Source organism: Sphaerochaeta sp. UBA5849, assembly GCA_002432715.1.
In the GTDB taxonomy this organism is placed as follows: domain Bacteria; phylum Spirochaetota; class Spirochaetia; order Sphaerochaetales; family Sphaerochaetaceae; genus Sphaerochaeta.
In genome coordinates this window covers 95,886-113,783 of sequence record DJGJ01000073.1, presented here as the reverse complement: position 1 = coordinate 113,783, position 17,898 = coordinate 95,886, and the positions used below count along the sequence as shown (strand labels likewise).

Genomic DNA, 17,898 nt, shown 5'->3' with positions numbered 1-17,898 from the left:
AATTTTTACGCGATTGCCCTGGTAGTAAACCTGTATGCAAGTTATAACGGTTTGTCAGAGGAAAAACATTTCTGTGCCTAAAAAAACAGTGAAACGGTAAGAACCTGTCAGAAGGTGATAAATCATAACCTAAAGAAATAACAGAAATAAGTTGACCGGTTTATAAAACCGGTTTAGTATTAGTATGTACCGAAGGAAAACAGGACGCCGTGCGTCCATTTTCACGGTAACAAACAAGGAGAACGAATCCATGAAAAAAACGTTGTTGATCACCCTGTTGATTGTCTCTCTGGCAATGAGCTCGGTTCTCTTCGCTGCCGGCACCAAAGAAGCCGCTGTTGCGAAAGAAGTGTATTTCTTGAACTTCAAGCCTGAGATCGCCGATGTCTATGAAACCAAGATTGCCCCTGCATTCGAAAAAGAAACCGGCATCAAGCTGAAGGTTGTCACTGCAGCAAGCGGCACCTACGCCCAGACGCTGAAGAGTGAAATCGCCAAGAGCAATCCCCCGGTGATTTTCCAGACAAACGGACCCATAGGCCTTGCAGACAGCAAGAACTACACCGCAGACCTCAAGAACACCGAGTTCTACAAGATTCTCAGCGACAAGTCCATGGCTCTCGGCGATGGTGATAAAGTCCTGGCCATTCCCTATGCAGTGGAAGGCTACGGCATCATCTACAATGACGCCATCATGAGAAAATACTTTGCCCTTCCCAACAAGGCTGTCTCCATCAAGAGTGCTGACGAAATCACCAATTTCGCAACCTTGAAGGCAGTGGTCGAGGACATGACCAAGAACAAGAGTGCTCTGGGAATCCAGGGAGTATTTGCTTCCACCAGCCTTGCAGCAGGCAACCAGTGGAGATGGCAGACCCACCTTGTAAACGTTCCTCTGTACTTTGAAATGCGTGATGCAAACATCGCCATGGGAAGCAAGGTTCCTGAGATCAAATTCACCTACAGCGCCAATATGAAGAACATCTGGGACCTGTATTTGAACAACAGCTCCACAGCAGTGGGCCTGCTTGGCGGCAAGAGCGTCGATGACTCCATGGCTGAGTTCGCACTTGGCCAGGTTGCCATGGTGCAGAACGGCAACTGGGGCGCCGGCCAGATTCTCGGTGTCAAGGGCAACAAGGTTGCCGATTCCGACATCAAGTTCATGCCCATCTACACCGGAGTCGCTGGTGAAGAGAAGTACGGCCTCAACATCGGCACCGAGAACTACCTGTGCATCAACAGCAACGTCAGTGCCGAACAGCAGGAAATGGCCGACCAGTTCCTCACCTGGCTCTTTGCAAGTGAAACCGGCAAGCAGTTCGTAAAGAACGATTTGATGTTCATCACTCCGTTCAACACATTCAAGGACAACGAACTTCCCACCGATCCGCTTGCCAAGGACGTCATCCGCTGGATGAACAAGCCTGGTGTAACTTCCATTCCTTGGGCTTTCTCCATGATTCCTTCAGAAGAGTGGAAGAACCAGTTCGGTGCTGCACTTGCCGAGTACAGCGTAGGAAGAAAGAGTTGGGCGGAGGTTGAGAAAGTAGCCGTTGATGCTTGGAAGACCGAGTTCAAGCTCACCAACTAAGCAATCATTCAAAGAGGATATCCGCCCTGCCTGAGGCAAGGCGGATGCTCCATTCCCTTGGGAGTCTGACATGCAAAAATCCATTCAGAAATACTTTGCGCTCTTTGCCCTACCTGGACTTGTCTGTTTTGCCATCGCATTTTTGATTCCCATGGTCATGGGCGTAGTCCTGTCATTTTTCAAGTTCACCACCGTAACCGATGGAACCTTCATTGGATTGGAAAACTATCGACGCATCTTCATAAACAATGATTTTACCAGCGCTCTCTGGTTCACCGTCAAGTTCACCATTGTCTCGGTTATCACCATCAACCTTGGAGCCTTTACGCTTGCCATGCTTTTGACACGGGGCATCAAGGGAACCAATGCATTCAGGACCATTTTTTTCATGCCCAATCTGATCGGCGGCATTGTGCTTGGTTGGATTTGGCAGGTGATCATCAATGGCGTGCTGCTTCCAAAGGGTGTGACAATCGTCAGTGACCCGAAATATGGTTTTTGGGGCTTGGTCGTCCTCATGAACTGGCAGAACATCGGCTATATGATGGTCATTTATATCGCAGGCATACAAAACATCTCACACGACCTCATTGAAGCAGCCCAGATCGACGGAGCGGGGAAAGTGACCATGCTTCGCTCGGTAATCCTTCCTTCCATCATGCCCTCCATCACCATATGTTCCTTCCTCACCCTCACCAACGGTTTCAAGCTGTTCGACCAGAACCTTGCCTTGACTGCCGGCGACCCAGGCAAACAGACCGAAATGCTGGCTTTGAACATTTTCAACACGTTCTACGGCAGAAGCGGTTTTGAGGGGGTGGGACAGGCCAAGGCGGTGCTTTTCACCATCCTTGTCGCATTCATCGCCCTGACCCAGCTTCGGCTTACCCGGAGCAAGGAGGTGGAAGCATGAGCCTTGCGAAAAGCACCAAAAAAAATCATCTGATACTGACAATCGTTCTCGCCATCCTGGCAGCTTTGTTTCTTTCCCCGATCCTTATCGTGGTCATGAACTCTTTCAAGTCAAAGCTGTTCATTTCCAACGAACCCTTTTCCCTGCCGAATCCCGACACGTTCAGCGGAGGCGAGAACTACATCACAGGATCGCAGAAGATCAAGTTCTTCAACGCTTTCGGATACTCTCTGTTCATCACCGTCTTTTCCGTACTGGGCATTTCGTTGGTAACGAGCATGCTTGCCTGGTATCTGACGCGGGTGAAAACACGATTCACCACCTTTGCCTATTACCTGCTGGTGTTCTCCATGATTGTTCCCTTCCAGATGGTCATGTTCACCATGAGCAAGACAGCCAATATGCTGCATTTGGACAACCCGATCGGGATTCTTGTCCTGTATATCGGTTTCGGAGCAGGATTGGGCACTTTCATGTTCAGCGGATTCATCAAGAGCATTCCCCTCAGCTTGGAGGAGGCGGCCATGATCGATGGAGCGGGGCCGATAACGACCTTCTTTCTCATCGTGTTCCCGATTCTCAAGCCTACCGCCATCACTGTCGCCATTCTCAATACCATGTGGGTGTGGAATGACTACCTCCTGCCGTATCTGACCATTGGAACCGAGTACAAAACCATCCCGGTTGCCATTCAATACCTCAGAGGAGGGTATGGGGCCGTCGACATGGGTGCCATGATGGCCATGCTCGTGTTGGCGATGATTCCGATCATTGTATTCTATCTCTCTGCCCAGAAATACATTATACGCGGTGTAGTGGCAGGGGCTGTAAAGGGTTGATTCCAACTATGAATAGTACCTATATTCGGACTGCAGGAATACTGTTGCATATCACCAGTCTGAGCTCGGATTACGGAATCGGCGACCTGGGAAAAGAAGCCTACCGCATGGCTGATTGGATAGCATCAACCGGAGTGGGCCTTTGGCAGGTACTGCCTCTGGGGCCGACCGGCTTTGGAAACTCTCCCTATGCTCCACGGTCGACCTTTGCCGGCAACGAGCTGATGATCAGCCTAGAGCAGCTGGTGTATGAAGGCTTGCTCGACATCAGGGATTTGGAGCATCATCCGGTCTTCAGTCGCGATCATGTCGATTTCAATCGTGTCTTGACCTGGAAGCTTCCCTTGCTCAAGAAAGCAGCAGCAAACTTTCTGAGCGGCAAACACTTACAGCAGAGCGCCTTTGATGCGTTCTGTTCCAAGCAAGCCTTTTGGCTTGAGGAGTATGCAGCCTTCATGGTCTTGTATGAAACCTATGGGGACGGGCGGTGGTTCAGCCACTGGCCAAAAGAGCTGGGCAGGCGCGATCCGAAGGCCTTGGATGCTTTCAAGGCCGAGCATCGAGGCAAGCTTGATGAGTGGAAAGTACTCCAATTCTTCTTTGAGATGCAATGGAATGCCTTCAAGCTTTACGTCAATGCCAAAGGGCTCAAGCTTATAGGAGACGTGCCGATCTTCGTTGCTTCCGACAGTGCCGATACCTGGAGCAACCTGCATCTGTTCAAGACCGATGCACAAGGACGATTCAGTGCAGTGAGCGGAGTCCCACCGGATATTTTTTCTGAGACAGGACAGCTGTGGGGCAACCCTGTCTATGATTGGGATGTGCTGAAAAAGGACGGGTATGGTTGGTGGATCAAGCGCCTTGAGCGGCTTTTTGCAATGACCGACATCCTGCGAATCGATCATTTCAGAGGTTTCGATGCCTACTATGAGATTCCGGCAGGTGATGCGACTGCAGAAAACGGCATATGGGTTGAAGCCCCGGGCAAGGATTTTTTCAACGTGGTACGCCGGCATTTCGGACCGGTTCCCATCATTGCAGAGGACCTGGGATTGATGACTCCTTCGGTGGAGGAACTTCGAAACTCCAACGGCTTTCCCGGTATGAAAATTCTTCAGTTCGGCTTTGGCAAGGATGAGAAGGGGCAGCCTAATTATTACGATGATTTTTTACCGCATAACTGGGATGAGCATTTTGTGGCGTATACCGGCACGCACGACAATAATACAACGCTTGGATGGTTCACCTCCCTTGATGAGGACGATAAGCAGATGGTTCTCTCCTATCTTGATTGCAGCGAGCAAGAAGTAGTCTGGTCCATGATACGCGCCCTGATGCTCAGTCATGCACGCTGTGCCGTCATCCCGATGCAGGACCTGCTTGAAAAAGGCGGAGAGGCGCGATTCAACTATCCCTCTTCCTGCAACGACCGCAACTGGAGCTGGCGGGTCGAGAAGGGAGCATGCACCGCCCACATTGCAAACAAGCTCCTGGACCTGGTCACCATATCGGCGCGGACCGGAAAGCGCGGTGATGATGCTTGATCCCATCGCCTTCGGGTGGTGATCATATTCCTTCCTATTCAAGGCCGGTCTTTCTGGGACCGGCCTTGTTTTATGGCTTACTCTCTTGGTACAGTAGGGCATGATCTATGTAGGAACCTGTTCATGGAAATACAGCAGTTGGGAAGGATTGGTCTACGATGTGCAAAGTGGCGAGGACATGCTGAGCCAGTATGCAAAACGCTACCGCACCGTCGAAGTCGACCAGTGGTTCTGGTCGTTGGGCAGGCAGAGCTATGGCCTTCCCGATCCTGCTGTGGTTCTTGCATACGACCAAGCCACCGACGAGGAGTTTCGCTTCACCATCAAATGTCCCAATGCCCTGACGCTGCCTTTCGCCTATGGTTCAACCCAAGAGGCAAACCCTTGGTTTCTTGATGCAGAGGTGTTTTATCGATTCATGGAGCGGCTTGGGCCGCTGGTGCGCAAGACAGGGCTATGCATGTTCCAATTCGCATATCTCAACCGGAGTGTGGTAACCAAGCGATACGATTTCGAGCAAAAACTGCAACACTTCATCCGCATGCTGCCGGACAACCTTGCCTATGCTGTAGAGATACGCAATCCGCAATGGCTCGATGCAACATGGTTTGACTTTCTCCAATTGAACAACATCGCCCCGGTGCTTGTATCGGGCTATTGGATGGACGGTTTGGAAGAGACGCTCAAGCTCTTGTTGAACACGAGCATTCCAAAGCTGTGCATTCGACTGCACGGCGATGATCGGTCGGGAATCGAGCAAAAGACCGGCCGGAGGTGGGACAAGCTGGTGAAGAACAAGGATGGCGAGCTTGATTCCATCGCACCCTATCTGGTCGAGCTTGCCAAACAGGGCAGGATTGTCTACATCAATGTCAACAATCACTACGAGGGAAGCGCTCCCCTGACGATTGAAAAGCTCATACAGTACCTGACAGGAGTGTACGAATGAGGATTTGTGTGATAGGGTGAAGGCGAGAAGAGGAGACATGGATGCAATCCATCGAGAGCCTGCTTGCAACCATAGCTGTCAAGCGAAGTGTCGGATCGAAAGAAAACGACCAGCTTCATTCGTTCTGCGAAACCCATGCCCGCTCTTTGGGCTTTGAGGTGCAAAGCCAGCAAGTCCCATCCTATGCATCAAGTGGTTCTCTCTCCTTTCTCACGCTCGCAGAAGAGTGTTGCACCGTTCTTCCCTCACCATTCTCTCGTTCCTGTTCTGTCCAAGCACCTCTTGTGTTTGCATCCCAGCCTTCGGCATTGAAGGGGTTGGATGCAAGTTCATCCCTGCTGGTTCTGCATGGCAGGCTGGCAGCGGAACCAATCGATGATGAGGGTTTGCTCGGTCTCATCTCGTCTACGAAAGCCAAGGCGATCATCTGCCTCACATCTTCCCATGCAACTACCGGCCTGTCGCCGTTTCCGCTCATCAGAAGTGCAGAGTTTCCCATCCCAAGCTGCTATGCCCCTTCCTCATTGCTGGAATCGCTGCTCCAAGCCAAGGAGGACCGGCTTGTTGTTCCGCTTCAGCTGTTCTGTGAAACAAAAAAGCATGACTGCAGGCAGTTGTTTTGCACTCTTCCCGATTCCAAACCGAATGTATTGGTGACTGCTCCCCTGGACACCCCGCAGAACAGTCCCGGCGCCTTGTTTCATGCCTCTTCGATTGCAGTCATGCTTGTGCTGATGGAACACAAGCCAAACCCGGCGGTAGCTTACTTGCTTTCCAACGCCCAAGCGTATGGGCAGGGCAGGGGAAAGGATGCGTTCCTTCAGGCAAAGGTTCCCCCTATCGAACAGGTGGTCAGCTTGACCGGACTTGGGTGCAGGCAATCTCAATTGGTCTATCAAAGTTGGGATTCCTCCTTGAAGACAGACATCGAAAAGCATGGTCTTGAGGCAACGGATGCCCTCTTGCCCCGGTTTGCCTGTGAACTGCCCGAGCTTGTCCTGACTTCGTCAAATCAGAGGCTGCTGTCCAGTGTACGCGACACCCAGCTCGATACACTCGCTTGCATAGATCGGCAACTACTAAAAGAGCAGGCACAAACCATCGGTGAGCTGCTGACATACTGTGGGAGGTTTGGATGAAAGCACAAATACTGTATATTTCGCATGGAGGAGGCCCGCTTCCCCTGCTTGGCGATGATCATCACCGGCACATGGTGGCTTTTCTCAAAACGTTGTCAACCAGCCTGGTGCGACCTGATGCAATTGTGGTAGTGAGCGCCCATTGGGAGTGTGCAAAGCCTATGGTGCTCTCAAGTGCGAAGCCTGGCTTGTTGTACGACTACTACGGGTTTCCCAAGCAAGCCTACCAGATTCAATATCCGGCACCCGGGGCAACCAATCTTGCACATGAGATCGCGTCCCTGCTGGATGGCGCTCTTTTGGATGAGAAGCGTGGCTTCGACCACGGCATGTTCATTCCCCTGAGCCTGATCTACCCCGATGCATCGATTCCAACCACCCAGCTTTCACTGCTCTCCTCCCTGTCGAGTCTTGAACATTGGAAATTGGGGGAAGCTCTTCGGCCCCTGCTCGACCAGAATATTTTGTTCATCGGATCAGGATTCAGTTTTCACAACATGCGCCTGTTTTTCCAGAGGGACGACGAGCAAAACCACGCGTTCCAGGAGTTCCTCATTGATGCATGCACTACCGACCTTCCGGTTGCCCAACGAAAAGAGAGGTTGGTCGGGTGGGAGCAGGTTCCCTATGCCCGCTATTGCCATCCAAGGGAAGAGCACTTGCTTCCCCTGCATGTCTGTTGCGCACTTGCCCAAAAGAAGGCTGAATTGGTTTTCGATGACGAGATTCTCATGCGCAGGTCTCTAGGGTTTCTCTGGAGGTAGCCATGCAAGAGCGAACCGTATGGCAGGTTGATGCATTCACCACCATTGCGTTTACCGGAAACCCCGCAGGAGTGGTGTATCCTTGTGATGGATTGACTGAGGATGAGATGCTGAAAATCAGCAGGGAATTGAACAACAGTGAGACAGCCTTCATCCAAAAACTTGACAGGACCGACACTCAGCACATCCGTTTCTTTACTCCGAAACAGGAAGTGCCGTTATGCACCCATGCTGCTGTGGCAAGTTACCATATCCTTGCAACCCGGCTTGGATTGAAAGCAGGTGAACATCACCTGCATTGCAAGGCCGGCTTGCTCCCCGTCGGTGTGGAACAATCTGCATCACATCCCAACATCCGGGTTACCCAGAAAGAAGGGCACTTCGGACCTCTTCTTTCCGAATCACAGAATCGAAAGCTCAGGGAGGCTTTGCAGCTGGACGCAAGCTCTTTCTATGAGGAGCTTCCTGTGCAGATAGTATCAACCGGCAACGCAAAGATCTTGGCAGGACTGAAAAGCAAGGCAGAACTGGACAGCATCAAAATAAGACGGGAAATATTGGTTGCACTGGGAGAGGAGCTCGGAGTTCCCGGCTTGTATCTCTTCACGTTTGACCAGGGAAGTGAGGAAATTACCGCCCACACCCGCATGTTCAGCCCCGGCAGCGGCGTAGAAGAAGATCCTGTCACCGGCAATGCCGCCGGTGCCTTGGCTCTCTACTTGAATAGGTATACCAACCGCGTACCCGATTTGAGGGCCTCCTTTATGCAAGGGGAGGCCATGGGAAGGCAGGGGCTGGTCCATGTACAGGTGAACCAGCTCTTTGCCACGGTGCTTGGACAAGCATGCACCGTTTTTGAGGCACACCTGTATGTATAGGAGGTAGGTTCATGCAGACAGAGAACCAGTATGCCAACGGACAGGTCCGGCAAAGTCAGGCTGGAAATATTCTCACCTACTATTTCAAAACCGGCATCGTCAAGGCTCAGGGACCGCTGAAGGACAATCTCATGGACGGCCAGTGGAACTTCTATCGGGAGAACGGGGTCGTCTGGCAGGTCGGCAACTTCAAGAAAGGGGTGAAGCACGGATCGTGGGTGCGGTACAACAAGGTGGGTGCCTTGGAGTATGAAGCCTACTTCGAGGATGGCAAGGAAGTATCGAAGCGGCTGTATCACTAAGGCTTTTGGCAGTAGATACTGCATAATCACATGAACCGGTTGGAAAGCAACCGGAAATAAGGAGTGTGCGATGAACAAGAAAGGATTGAAAACAACGATTCTGTTGTTGCTTCTGTTCTGTCTTTCACTGAGTTTTTTGGCATCCCAACCAACCATTGAGATACCCAGTGCACAGAACCTCGTCATTCTGGCTACCACCGATTTGCATGGCAATGTGTGGGGTTTCAGCTATGAGAATGACAAGGACACCACCAACACCGGTATGGCAAGAATCGCCAGCTATGTGGAGCAGGTGCGCAAAGAGGAGAACAATGTGGTCTTGGTCGACAATGGCGATACCATCCAGGGCAACATCATGACCGACGACTTGTACAACAAGCGTGAAGGGGAGCATCCGGTCATGCGTGCCATGAATCTGATGGATTATGACAGCATGACGCTTGGCAACCACGAGTTCAATTTCGGCCAGAATCTCATAACGCGGTTGCAGGTTCTTGCAAACTTCCCGATTCTGGCGGCGAACCTGGCCAGGGTCGACGGAACCATGGCGGCCAAGCCGTATACGATCATCGAGCGATCGGGCATCAAGATCGGAATCATCGGCCTGACCAATCCCAACGCACCCCGCTGGGATGGGGAGAAGACCGATCCGTTCATCTATGCTCCGGTGGGCCCGGCTGCCCGCAAGGTGGTGGACATCATCAAGGACAAGGTGGATGTAATCATCGTCGCAGCCCACGTCGGCCTCTATCCCGAGTATGACGAAGAAGGCGGCAGCGACGGGGCAAACAGCATCCTCGAGCTCTGTCCCGAAGTCGATGTCCTGATCGTCGGCCACGACCACAATGCCATCAAGGAGATTCGTGGAAATACGGTCATCGGCGGAGCAAGGAATCTTGGACGTGAAGTCATCCGAATCGACCTGGCACTCAATGAGAAGCGTGAAATCGTTGATCGCAAGGTTGAATTGGTCGATATGGCAAACTATGAACCAAGTGATTCCATCCGAAAGAACGCCTTCATCGCCGAAGCCCACCAGGCAACCCGCAACTTCATCTCCGGAGGGGCTCCCTCGGCCGATGGAAAGCCCAGTGGAGGAATCTTCGGAAAAGCCTTGGTTGATTTCCAGCCGAAGAACGAAATCCTTGGCATACCCGAAGGAAAGCTTCGCGATACAGCGGTCATGGATTTGATCAATGAGGTGCAGTTGCTCAACAGTGGGGCCGATGTCTCCGCTGCTGCATTGTTCGCCGATACAAGCGACATTCCCAAGGGTGACATCAACTATGGAACCATATTCGGCATCTACAAGTACGACAACACCTTGTATAGGGTGGAAGTCACCGGATCCGAGCTGAAAGCCTACATGGAGTGGTCTGCTGCCTGCTACAACCAATGGAAGCCAGGAGATATCTCGATCAGCTTCAATCCGGAAAAACCCGGGTACCTGTACGATATGTTTGCCGGTGTCGACTATGAGATCGACCTGTCCAAACCGGTCGGGAGCCGCATCCGCAATGTCATGTTCAAGGGGAAACCGCTTGCCGACGACCAACGGCTTACGCTGGCGGTGAACAACTACCGTTACTCATCCGCACTGAAGGCGCAGAAGCTGGTATCGGGAACGAAGGAGTGGGAGAGTCCCAATTCCATCCGTGATATGCTGGTTGAGTACATCAAGGCACAGGGAACCATTGTACCCAAGGTCGACAACAACTGGAAGATTGTCGGGGTGGATCTTTCATCGCCGTACCGCGATCAGGTGATCAAGATGGTCAACGAGGGAAAACTGGAAGTACCGTATGCAAAGTCGTTGAACATCGATGAGCTCAAAAAGCAGGGCGTGATCAAATAAGAACAGATTTATTCGGGGTGGCATGCGTGTCACCCCATTTGTATGCTTTTGGTGCTGGATATGTGGCTACAATTCTGCATCTTCCTCTTTAAATGCCTTGTTCCTTCGCTTGCGGACGGCATCGGTCAGCAGGTATTCAATCTGGCCGTTGATCGAGCGAAAATCGTCATCGGCCCATCGGGCCAGCTCTTCCCAAAGCGATGACGATAGACGCAGCAATACTTGTTTCTTGGCTTTATCCTTTGCATCCATACGTTCTCGTTCGCTTAGTAGAGAGAGCCGCTGTTCACAATCGGTTGGACATCACGGTTGCCACAGAGAACCACCATGAGATTGCTCACCATGGAAGCCTTCCTCTCCTCGTCCAAAGTCACCACGCCATTCTTGTTCAACTGATCAAGGGCCATCTCGACCATGCCTACAGCACCTTCAACTATTTTCTGCCGTGCAGCTATGATGGCGGATGCCTGTTGGCGTTGTAACATGGCTGCAGCAATTTCAGGTGCATAGGAGAGATGGGTGATTCTTGCCTCGATGATCTGCAATCCTGCACCCTCAACCTTTGACTGAAGTTCCCTCTGCAAATCCTGAGCCACTTCCCTGCTGCTGCCGCGAAGCGACTTTTCATCATCTTCTGAATCATAGGGAAACAGGCGCACGACATTGCGCAGGGCGGAATCACACTGGATGGAGAGGTACTCCACATAGTTGTCGACACTGAACACAGCTTTTGCAGTATCGACAACCTTCCAAATCACCACGACGCCGATGATGATGGGGTTGCCTAGTGAATCGTTTACTTTCTGTTTGTCATTGTTCAGCGTCATCGCCTTCAGCGAGATTTTCTTCTTGGGGAATTGGACGGTATGGGTCGTTGGCGTCTTTGCTGATTCAATCTTGGTTTCAGGTTTCGCAGTTGATGCAGGTGTATTGGTGATTGGATTCACAGCACTGACAAACGGATTGACCCAGAAAAATCCTTCTTGTTTCAGGGTGCCGTAGTATTTTCCGAACAACGTAAGCACCAAGGCTTCGTTCGGCTTTATGATTTTCAGTCCCGCATACAAAACCGGGCCGACGATGAAGCCATACAATGAGCTTGCCAAGAGCACAAGGACGCGCACAAGAGAAGACATGTCGGCGACCAAGCCGAAGATGAAGAGAAAAAGACAGGCGATGATCAGGGCAGTGTTGATCAACAGGAAAGCCAGGCCGTTGGCCACCTTGGTCAATACTTTCTCTTGGGAATACACAAGTTCATTCATACGAACTCCTCCGATGTGATTCATAAAGATATCATAATGATATCAATAAGATAATTCACCCGATTTGTATTTTTGTCAAGTGGTGCAGCAAACGAAACCATTTGGTGCAGCAAACGAAACCGTTTGCGATAAGTAGGTACTATCTTCTATAAATGTATTATATCTAAAAGATATATGAATACAAAAATGCAAATTCTCTTCGTCTTCGACCCTGCTTGGCTCATCACTCCCAGTGAAGTGGTAGGCTCTGTGTCCATCCCTCCCTTTTTCTGCTAAACTGTGTAAGAATACCATCAAGAGGGAGAGCCTATGCACAACTGGACTATTGAAGACGCAGAGAAGCTGTACCGCATCAATGATTGGGGGAACGGCTATTTTCATATATCGGATGCAGGTGAAGTGGAAGTCAGTCTGAAGGACAGGTCGCCGCAATCCTCCATCAGCCTGCTTTCCATCGCCAAAGGCTTGCAGGAACGAGGACTCAAGCTTCCGATTCTCCTGCGCTTCTCCAATATCCTGGATGATCGAATTCAGCACATCAATGAGAGTTTCTTGACAGCAATCAAGGATGCCGGCTACCAAGGTACCTACCGGGGAGTCTATCCGATAAAGGTCAACCAACAACAACAGGTTGTTGAGGAGATCTGCAAATATGGGCAACAGTACCATCACGGCCTGGAAACCGGCAGCAAGGCTGAGCTCATCATCGCCCTGGCACATATCGATGATCCCGAAGCCTATATCATTTGCAACGGATACAAGGATGAGGAGTACATCGACCTGGCCCTCAAAGGCCTGCTTTTGGGCATCAAGACTGTCCTGGTCGTGGAAATGCCGGGTGAGGTAGGAATCATTTTACAGCGCTCGCGCGCCTTGGGCATCAAGCCGAACATCGGACTGAGGATGAAACCCTCCACGATGGCAAGCGGGCATTGGACTGACAGCGGAGGAGACCGCAGCGTCTTCGGGCTCAATACAACCCAGGTCATCCAAGTGGTCGAGCGGCTTCGCAAGGAGAAGATGCTCGACTGCCTCAAGTTGTTGCATTACCATTTGGGCAGTCAGATTCCCAACATTCACGACATTCGTGTTGGAGCGACCGAGGCGGCACGATTCTATGCCGGCTTGGTTCAGGAAGGCGCCCCTATGGGTCTCTTGGATATCGGAGGCGGGTTGGCCATTGACTATGACGGAAGCCACTCCGACAGCTCCAACAGCAGAAACTACTCCACCAAGGAGTATTGCGACGACGTAGTTGAAGAGATCATGACCATTTGCAAGGAAGAGAAAATCAGCCATCCCACCATCATCAGCGAGTCGGGCAGGGCGCTGGTCTCCTATTATTCGGTCTTGCTGATGAATGTCCTCGATACCAATGTGTTCTGGGATGGAAAAACCGGAGAAGAGGTTGTCTACGACGAGGATTTGATGCCTGCTTTGGAGAACCTGCTCTATGTAAGAACCATGCTCACCGAAAAAAATGCCCAGGAGTGTCTGAACGACTTGAACTACTATCGTGAGGAGATTCGCAACAAGTTTTTGTACGGCAAGGTCAATATGCGCGAGCGGGCGGCAGCCGAGCATGTGTACTGGTCCATTGTTGCTGAGATTCAGCAAAAGTATGGTGATATCCATGCTGCTGAGATCCAGAAGCTGGAGCATCAGCTCTCGGATATCTACTATGGGAATTTCAGCTTGTTCCAGTCGCTTCCCGATGTGTGGGCGATCGACCAGCTGTTTCCCATCATGCCGATTCATTACCTGCATACGAAACCTGACCGAAAAGCAGTACTGTCCGACATCACCTGCGACAGTGAAGGAAAGATTGACAGGTTCGTCACTTCAAAGGGGGTGAGTGACACCTTGGCCCTCCATACTCCCCGTGAGGATGAGGACTATATCCTCGGAGTCTTTTTGGTGGGAGCCTATCAGGAGACGCTTGGGGATCTGCACAACCTGTTTGGTGATACCAACGTAGTCTCCATCACCTATGAGGATGGATCGTTCAGCCTTCACAACGAACTGGAAGGGGATACGGTTGCTGATGTGCTGAGCTATGTCGAGTATGAACCCAAACGTCTGGAGGCCATGATCCGAACCAAGGCTGAGAAGGCCGTCCAGGAAGGGCGGATCACCGTTCAGGAACGAAGAAAAATCATCTCGGCCTATACAGCAGGCTTGAGGGGTTACACCTATTACGAAACAGACCAAGAGGAGTAAGTGATGCAGAAGAAGCGCTTGATGATCATCGGGGCCGGTGGTGTAGGCAATGTGGCCGTTCGCAAGTCAGCCCGGATGGAAGAAATCTACGAAGAAATTCTGCTTGCAAGCAGAACCAAGGAAAAGTGTGACGCCATAGCCGGGGAAGCCGGGCCGGTACCCGTTCGTACCGCCTCTGTCGACGCGGACGATGTCGATGCACTGGTTCGCATGATAGGGGAGTTCAGGGCGGACTTGGTACTTAATGTAGCACTGCCTTATCAGGATTTGACCATCATGGAGGCATGCCTTCGCTGCGGGGTGCATTATGTGGACACCGCAAACTATGAACCCAGGGATGAGGCTCATTTTGAGTACTCTTGGCAGTGGGCGTTTCATGAAAGGTATGAGAAGGCAGGCTTGACAGCTTTGCTGGGCAGCGGCTTCGATCCTGGGGTGACCAATGTGTTCACCGCCTATGCAAACAAGCACTACTTCGATGAGATGCACTATCTGGACATTGTCGATTGCAATGCAGGCGATCATGGAAAGAGTTTTGCCACAAACTTCAATCCGGAGATCAATATCCGTGAAATCACCCAGCCGGGCCGTTACTATGAGATGGGAGAGTGGAAGAGGATGGAACCTTTGGAGATTCATCAGAACGTCGATTATCCCCGGATTGGTTCCAAGGAGAGCTATCTGCTCTTCCACGAAGAGCTCGAGTCGCTGGTAAGGCACTTTCCGACACTCAAACGAGCCCGGTTCTGGATGACATTCAGCCAGCAATACCTCACTTTCCTCAGGGTCCTCGAAGAGGTTGGAATGACCAGCATCAAGCCGGTCAACTACCAAGGCATGGAAATACAGCCTCTGCAGTTCCTGAAGGCTTTGCTCCCCGAACCCTCTTCCTTAGGGCCGAACTATCAAGGCCAGACGTCGATCGGCTGCCAGATACGAGGCCTGAAGGATGGGAAGGAACGAACACTGTACATATTCAACAACTGCAGTCACCAGATGGCTTATCAGGATGCCAAAGCCCAGGCGGTCTCCTATACCACCGGTGTTCCAGCCGCCCTGGGAACCAGCCTGATTGCAAGGGGCATCTGGAAGAAGCCGGGTGTGTGGAACATGGAGCAGTTCGATCCCGATCCGTTCCTCTCCGAGCTGGGACCGCTTGGACTTCCCTGGGAAGTCGTCGTCGATGGCAAGCTTGCCTTTGGAAAGTAGGGGCGATGTTCGACACCAACCAAATCCTGCATACTCCGGCATTCGTACTGGACTATGAGCGTTTTACCAGGAACCTTCAGCTGATCAAGGACCTGCACCGGCAGGTTCCGGTGAAATTTTTGTTCGCTCTCAAGGGCTTTGCCATGCATGCTGTTTTTGCCGAACTTGCAGAGACTGCATGCGGGGCGACTGCATCATCACTGAATGAGGCACTGCTTGCCTCACCGTACTTTACTGAAGTCCATGCCTACGCTCCGGTCTATCAGGACCGGGAGTTTGCAACGATTGCGGCTTTGTCCAAGCATATTACGTTCAACTCCCTGACGCAGTATGAGAAACACAAGAACGATTGTCCGAATGCCGAAAAAGGCCTGAGGATCAACCCTTTGTACTCGACAGTGGAGACAGCGCTGTACGACCCTTGCGCCGAAGGCTCGCGCCTCGGGGTCCTGCCCGAGGACCTTGCAGTTCTGCCTCAAGGAATAACAGGGTTGCATGTGCACAACCTGTGTGAGAGCGGAGCACGCGAACTTGAACGTACCTTGCACTCGATCGAGCACCATTACGGGCATTTGCTCTCCTCCATATCCTGGCTCAATCTTGGAGGAGGACATCTGGTCACCCGAAAAGGCTATGATCTGGAACTGTTCAAGGCGGTGCTCTCCTCGTTCAATCTACGCCATCCCCACATCCAGCTCTACGTGGAACCCGGAGCCGCCTTTGTGTGGGAGACCGGCTATTTGGCCACCCGGATCCTTGACATCGTGCATAATCGGGGAATCACCACCTTGATGCTCGACTCTTCATTTGCATCGCATATGCCCGACTGCCTTGAGATGCCGTATGCACCAATGGTTGTTGGGGCTCAGCTGACGCAAAAGGGTGGCTACAGGCTCGGCGGATGCAGCTGCCTTGCAGGGGATTGGGTCGGTTCCTATCACTTCGAGAAGCCTCCCAAAGTAGGGGACATGCTTCTGCTCTGTGATATGATGCATTACACCATGGTCAAGACAACCATGTTCAACGGGATTGCACTTCCCGACATAGCCATCGTTCGTGACGGCCTGTACCAGGTTGTGAAATCCTTTGGCTTTGATGACTACCAAAGACGGCTTTCCTAGGAGGTCCCGATGCAGCATTGGTTCTTGGATTCAGAGTTTCCCAACGCAGAACCCCAACACTCTGCATTTCATGTCATACCGTTCCCCTTGGAGGAGACTGTCTCCTACATGGGAGGGACAAAAGAAGGGCCGAAGGCCATCATCGAGGCCTCCGGCCAACTTGAAAGACTGGTGGAGGGGTACGGGAATCCTGGAAGTCTGGGCATCCATACCACAGACCCGATTCCCGTAAACGGGGGTCTTGTACACGCAATCAAGCTTGCCGGCAACGCAATGCAGTACGCCATGCGCTGCAACGCCACCCCTGTTCTGCTGGGAGGCGAGCATTCGGTGACCAATGCAGCCATTGACCTGCTTCTTGACTGCGGAGAAGTCGGGGTTCTTCAATTTGACGCCCACATGGATCTGCGTGACACCTATGAAGGGAGCAAGTTCAGCCATGCCTGTGTCATGCGCAGGGTGGTTGAAGCAGGCATCCCCCTGTTTCAGGTGGGTATCAGAAACTACAGTGAGGAAGATCTTGCGGCAAGGGAGCAGTACCGGGTGGGATACTACGATGCATCCACGCTTCATCGGTGCAAGGATCTTTCGAGCTTGAAGCTGCCCTCTTTGTTTCCCAAGAAACTGTATATCACCTTCGATGTCGATGCTTTTGATGCATCGCTGATGAGCAGCACCGGGACTCCCGATCCAGGCGGCTTGTTCTGGTGGGATGCAATAACGCTGCTGGAAAGCTTGACCGAAGGGAGGACGATCATCGGCATGGATGTAGTGGAGCTTGCACCCAATCAGCTCCACCATCCAAGTTATACAGCCGCCAAGCTTGTCTATTTTTTGATGGGCCTAGCGTGCAAGCGCTGAACCGAGGGCCTTGGCCTTCCCCCGTGCCTCCTGATCGGGGGTATCCAGCGCAATGACCGGTTCAGAAGCGAGCACTGCACCGCTTTGCATGGTTGTCTCCTTCCATTGGCTCATCCATTCGCCGTCCCCCCAGCCGTAGGAGCCGAACAGCCCGACCTTCCTTCCCCCAAGATGCTCCAGCAATGAGTCGAACATCGGCTCAAAGACCTCGTCCTCGAGTCCTTCGCTGCCCATGGCAGGACAGCCGAAGGCAAAAGCATCGAAGCTGTCCAACATATCGGCAGAGAACATACCGGCGCTGATGACGGCAGCTGAGGCTCCAGCTTCCCGTACACCCTCGACCACAGCATCGGCCAACGCTTCCGTATTGCCGGTGCCGCTATAATATACCACTGCAATTTTTTTCATATCGTCATCCTTCGTACCGTCAATTCCTCGAGTT

Annotated in this window: 17 protein-coding genes; 14 read left to right on the top strand and 3 right to left on the bottom strand. The window is 51.9% G+C overall.

What is annotated here, in order from left to right:
* Positions 1-250: 250 nt before the first annotated feature.
* The 10 genes from B3K89_RS13215 to B3K89_RS13170 all read left to right on the top strand — a co-directional run bounded on the left by B3K89_RS13215 (position 251) and on the right by B3K89_RS13170 (position 10,780).
* Complete coding sequence (locus tag B3K89_RS13215) at positions 251-1,594, top strand: ABC transporter substrate-binding protein (protein WP_293892669.1); 1,344 nt, start codon at positions 251-253, stop codon at positions 1,592-1,594.
* Positions 1,595-1,664: 70 nt separating this feature from the next.
* A complete protein-coding gene (locus tag B3K89_RS13210; RefSeq protein ID WP_293892666.1) occupies positions 1,665-2,507 on the top strand; it encodes a carbohydrate ABC transporter permease in 843 nt (280 codons plus the stop codon).
* On the top strand, positions 2,504-3,346 hold the full coding sequence (locus B3K89_RS13205) for a carbohydrate ABC transporter permease (protein ID WP_293892663.1): 843 nt from the start codon (positions 2,504-2,506) through the stop codon (positions 3,344-3,346). Before B3K89_RS13210 ends, B3K89_RS13205 begins: the two co-directional genes overlap by 4 nt.
* A gap of 8 nt (positions 3,347-3,354) precedes the next feature.
* Complete coding sequence (gene malQ / locus B3K89_RS13200; RefSeq protein ID WP_293892660.1) at positions 3,355-4,893, top strand: 4-alpha-glucanotransferase; 1,539 nt, start codon at positions 3,355-3,357, stop codon at positions 4,891-4,893.
* Between the two features lie 100 nt (positions 4,894-4,993).
* Positions 4,994-5,842: a DUF72 domain-containing protein gene (locus tag B3K89_RS13195; RefSeq protein WP_293892657.1), complete on the top strand. Its 849-nt coding sequence runs from the start codon at positions 4,994-4,996 to the stop codon at positions 5,840-5,842.
* 41 nt (positions 5,843-5,883) lie between these two features.
* Positions 5,884-6,981 (top strand): hypothetical protein, encoded by a 1,098-nt coding sequence (locus B3K89_RS13190; RefSeq protein WP_345907529.1) that lies wholly within the window; start codon positions 5,884-5,886, stop codon positions 6,979-6,981.
* Positions 6,978-7,745, top strand: a complete 768-nt coding sequence (locus B3K89_RS13185; protein WP_345907528.1) for a class III extradiol ring-cleavage dioxygenase — start codon at positions 6,978-6,980, stop codon at positions 7,743-7,745. Before B3K89_RS13190 ends, B3K89_RS13185 begins: the two co-directional genes overlap by 4 nt.
* 2 nt (positions 7,746-7,747) lie before the next feature.
* Entirely contained in the window at positions 7,748-8,623 is an 876-nt protein-coding gene (locus B3K89_RS13180) for a PhzF family phenazine biosynthesis isomerase (protein WP_345907527.1), read from the top strand.
* A gap of 11 nt (positions 8,624-8,634) precedes the next feature.
* On the top strand, positions 8,635-8,925 hold the full coding sequence (locus B3K89_RS13175) for a toxin-antitoxin system YwqK family antitoxin (protein ID WP_293892645.1): 291 nt from the start codon (positions 8,635-8,637) through the stop codon (positions 8,923-8,925).
* A 70-nt stretch (positions 8,926-8,995) separates the two neighbouring features.
* On the top strand, positions 8,996-10,780 hold the full coding sequence (locus tag B3K89_RS13170; RefSeq protein ID WP_293892642.1) for a bifunctional metallophosphatase/5'-nucleotidase: 1,785 nt from the start codon (positions 8,996-8,998) through the stop codon (positions 10,778-10,780).
* Between the two features lie 66 nt (positions 10,781-10,846).
* On the opposite strand, the gene B3K89_RS13165 is transcribed toward B3K89_RS13170, so the two are convergent.
* Together B3K89_RS13165 and B3K89_RS13160 are read right to left on the bottom strand one after the other, a co-directional pair.
* Complete coding sequence (locus tag B3K89_RS13165; protein ID WP_293892639.1) at positions 10,847-11,032, bottom strand: Arc family DNA-binding protein; 186 nt, start codon at positions 11,030-11,032, stop codon at positions 10,847-10,849.
* 14 nt (positions 11,033-11,046) lie between these two features.
* Positions 11,047-12,045 carry an SPFH domain-containing protein gene (locus tag B3K89_RS13160; protein ID WP_293892636.1) on the bottom strand — a complete coding sequence of 333 codons (999 nt, stop codon included), beginning with the start codon at positions 12,043-12,045 and terminating at the stop codon, positions 11,047-11,049.
* 309 nt (positions 12,046-12,354) lie between these two features.
* On the opposite strand from B3K89_RS13160, the gene speA reads away from it, so the two are divergent.
* Genes speA through B3K89_RS13140 form a run of 4 tightly spaced genes read left to right on the top strand, consistent with a single transcriptional unit; the run spans position 12,355 to position 17,456 of the window.
* Positions 12,355-14,265, top strand: coding sequence for a biosynthetic arginine decarboxylase (gene speA / locus B3K89_RS13155; protein ID WP_293896558.1), 1,911 nt, complete (start codon positions 12,355-12,357; stop codon positions 14,263-14,265).
* A 3-nt stretch (positions 14,266-14,268) separates the two neighbouring features.
* Positions 14,269-15,474, top strand: coding sequence for a saccharopine dehydrogenase family protein (locus tag B3K89_RS13150; RefSeq protein ID WP_293896555.1), 1,206 nt, complete (start codon positions 14,269-14,271; stop codon positions 15,472-15,474).
* A 5-nt stretch (positions 15,475-15,479) separates the two neighbouring features.
* On the top strand, positions 15,480-16,595 hold the full coding sequence (gene nspC / locus B3K89_RS13145) for a carboxynorspermidine decarboxylase (RefSeq protein ID WP_345907526.1): 1,116 nt from the start codon (positions 15,480-15,482) through the stop codon (positions 16,593-16,595).
* A gap of 9 nt (positions 16,596-16,604) precedes the next feature.
* Positions 16,605-17,456, top strand: coding sequence for an agmatinase family protein (locus B3K89_RS13140; protein WP_293896549.1), 852 nt, complete (start codon positions 16,605-16,607; stop codon positions 17,454-17,456).
* On the opposite strand, the gene B3K89_RS13135 is transcribed toward B3K89_RS13140, so the two are convergent.
* Positions 17,439-17,898: flavodoxin domain-containing protein (locus tag B3K89_RS13135; RefSeq protein WP_345907525.1), on the bottom strand; the 460-nt coding region annotated here is incomplete at its 5' end. The two genes, B3K89_RS13140 and B3K89_RS13135, sit on opposite strands and share 18 nt — an antisense overlap.

Bases quoted from the DNA above. Each gene is read 5' to 3' on its own strand.
- speA (WP_293896558.1), top strand. From the start codon at position 12,355: ATGCACAACTGGACTATTGAAGACGCAGAGAAGCTGTACCGCATCAAT.
- B3K89_RS13210 (WP_293892666.1), top strand. From the start codon at position 1,665: ATGCAAAAATCCATTCAGAAATACTTTGCGCTCTTTGCCCTACCTGGA.
- B3K89_RS13170 (WP_293892642.1), top strand. From the start codon at position 8,996: ATGAACAAGAAAGGATTGAAAACAACGATTCTGTTGTTGCTTCTGTTC.
- B3K89_RS13185 (WP_345907528.1), top strand. From the start codon at position 6,978: ATGAAAGCACAAATACTGTATATTTCGCATGGAGGAGGCCCGCTTCCC.
- B3K89_RS13140 (WP_293896549.1), top strand. From the start codon at position 16,605: ATGCAGCATTGGTTCTTGGATTCAGAGTTTCCCAACGCAGAACCCCAA.
- nspC (WP_345907526.1), top strand. From the start codon at position 15,480: ATGTTCGACACCAACCAAATCCTGCATACTCCGGCATTCGTACTGGAC.
- B3K89_RS13190 (WP_345907529.1), top strand. From the start codon at position 5,884: ATGCAATCCATCGAGAGCCTGCTTGCAACCATAGCTGTCAAGCGAAGT.
- B3K89_RS13165 (WP_293892639.1), bottom strand. From the start codon at position 11,032: ATGGATGCAAAGGATAAAGCCAAGAAACAAGTATTGCTGCGTCTATCG.
- malQ (WP_293892660.1), top strand. From the start codon at position 3,355: ATGAATAGTACCTATATTCGGACTGCAGGAATACTGTTGCATATCACC.
- B3K89_RS13215 (WP_293892669.1), top strand. From the start codon at position 251: ATGAAAAAAACGTTGTTGATCACCCTGTTGATTGTCTCTCTGGCAATG.
- B3K89_RS13175 (WP_293892645.1), top strand. From the start codon at position 8,635: ATGCAGACAGAGAACCAGTATGCCAACGGACAGGTCCGGCAAAGTCAG.
- B3K89_RS13195 (WP_293892657.1), top strand. From the start codon at position 4,994: ATGATCTATGTAGGAACCTGTTCATGGAAATACAGCAGTTGGGAAGGA.
- B3K89_RS13205 (WP_293892663.1), top strand. From the start codon at position 2,504: ATGAGCCTTGCGAAAAGCACCAAAAAAAATCATCTGATACTGACAATC.
- B3K89_RS13160 (WP_293892636.1), bottom strand. From the start codon at position 12,045: ATGAATGAACTTGTGTATTCCCAAGAGAAAGTATTGACCAAGGTGGCC.
- B3K89_RS13180 (WP_345907527.1), top strand. From the start codon at position 7,748: ATGCAAGAGCGAACCGTATGGCAGGTTGATGCATTCACCACCATTGCG.
- B3K89_RS13150 (WP_293896555.1), top strand. From the start codon at position 14,269: ATGCAGAAGAAGCGCTTGATGATCATCGGGGCCGGTGGTGTAGGCAAT.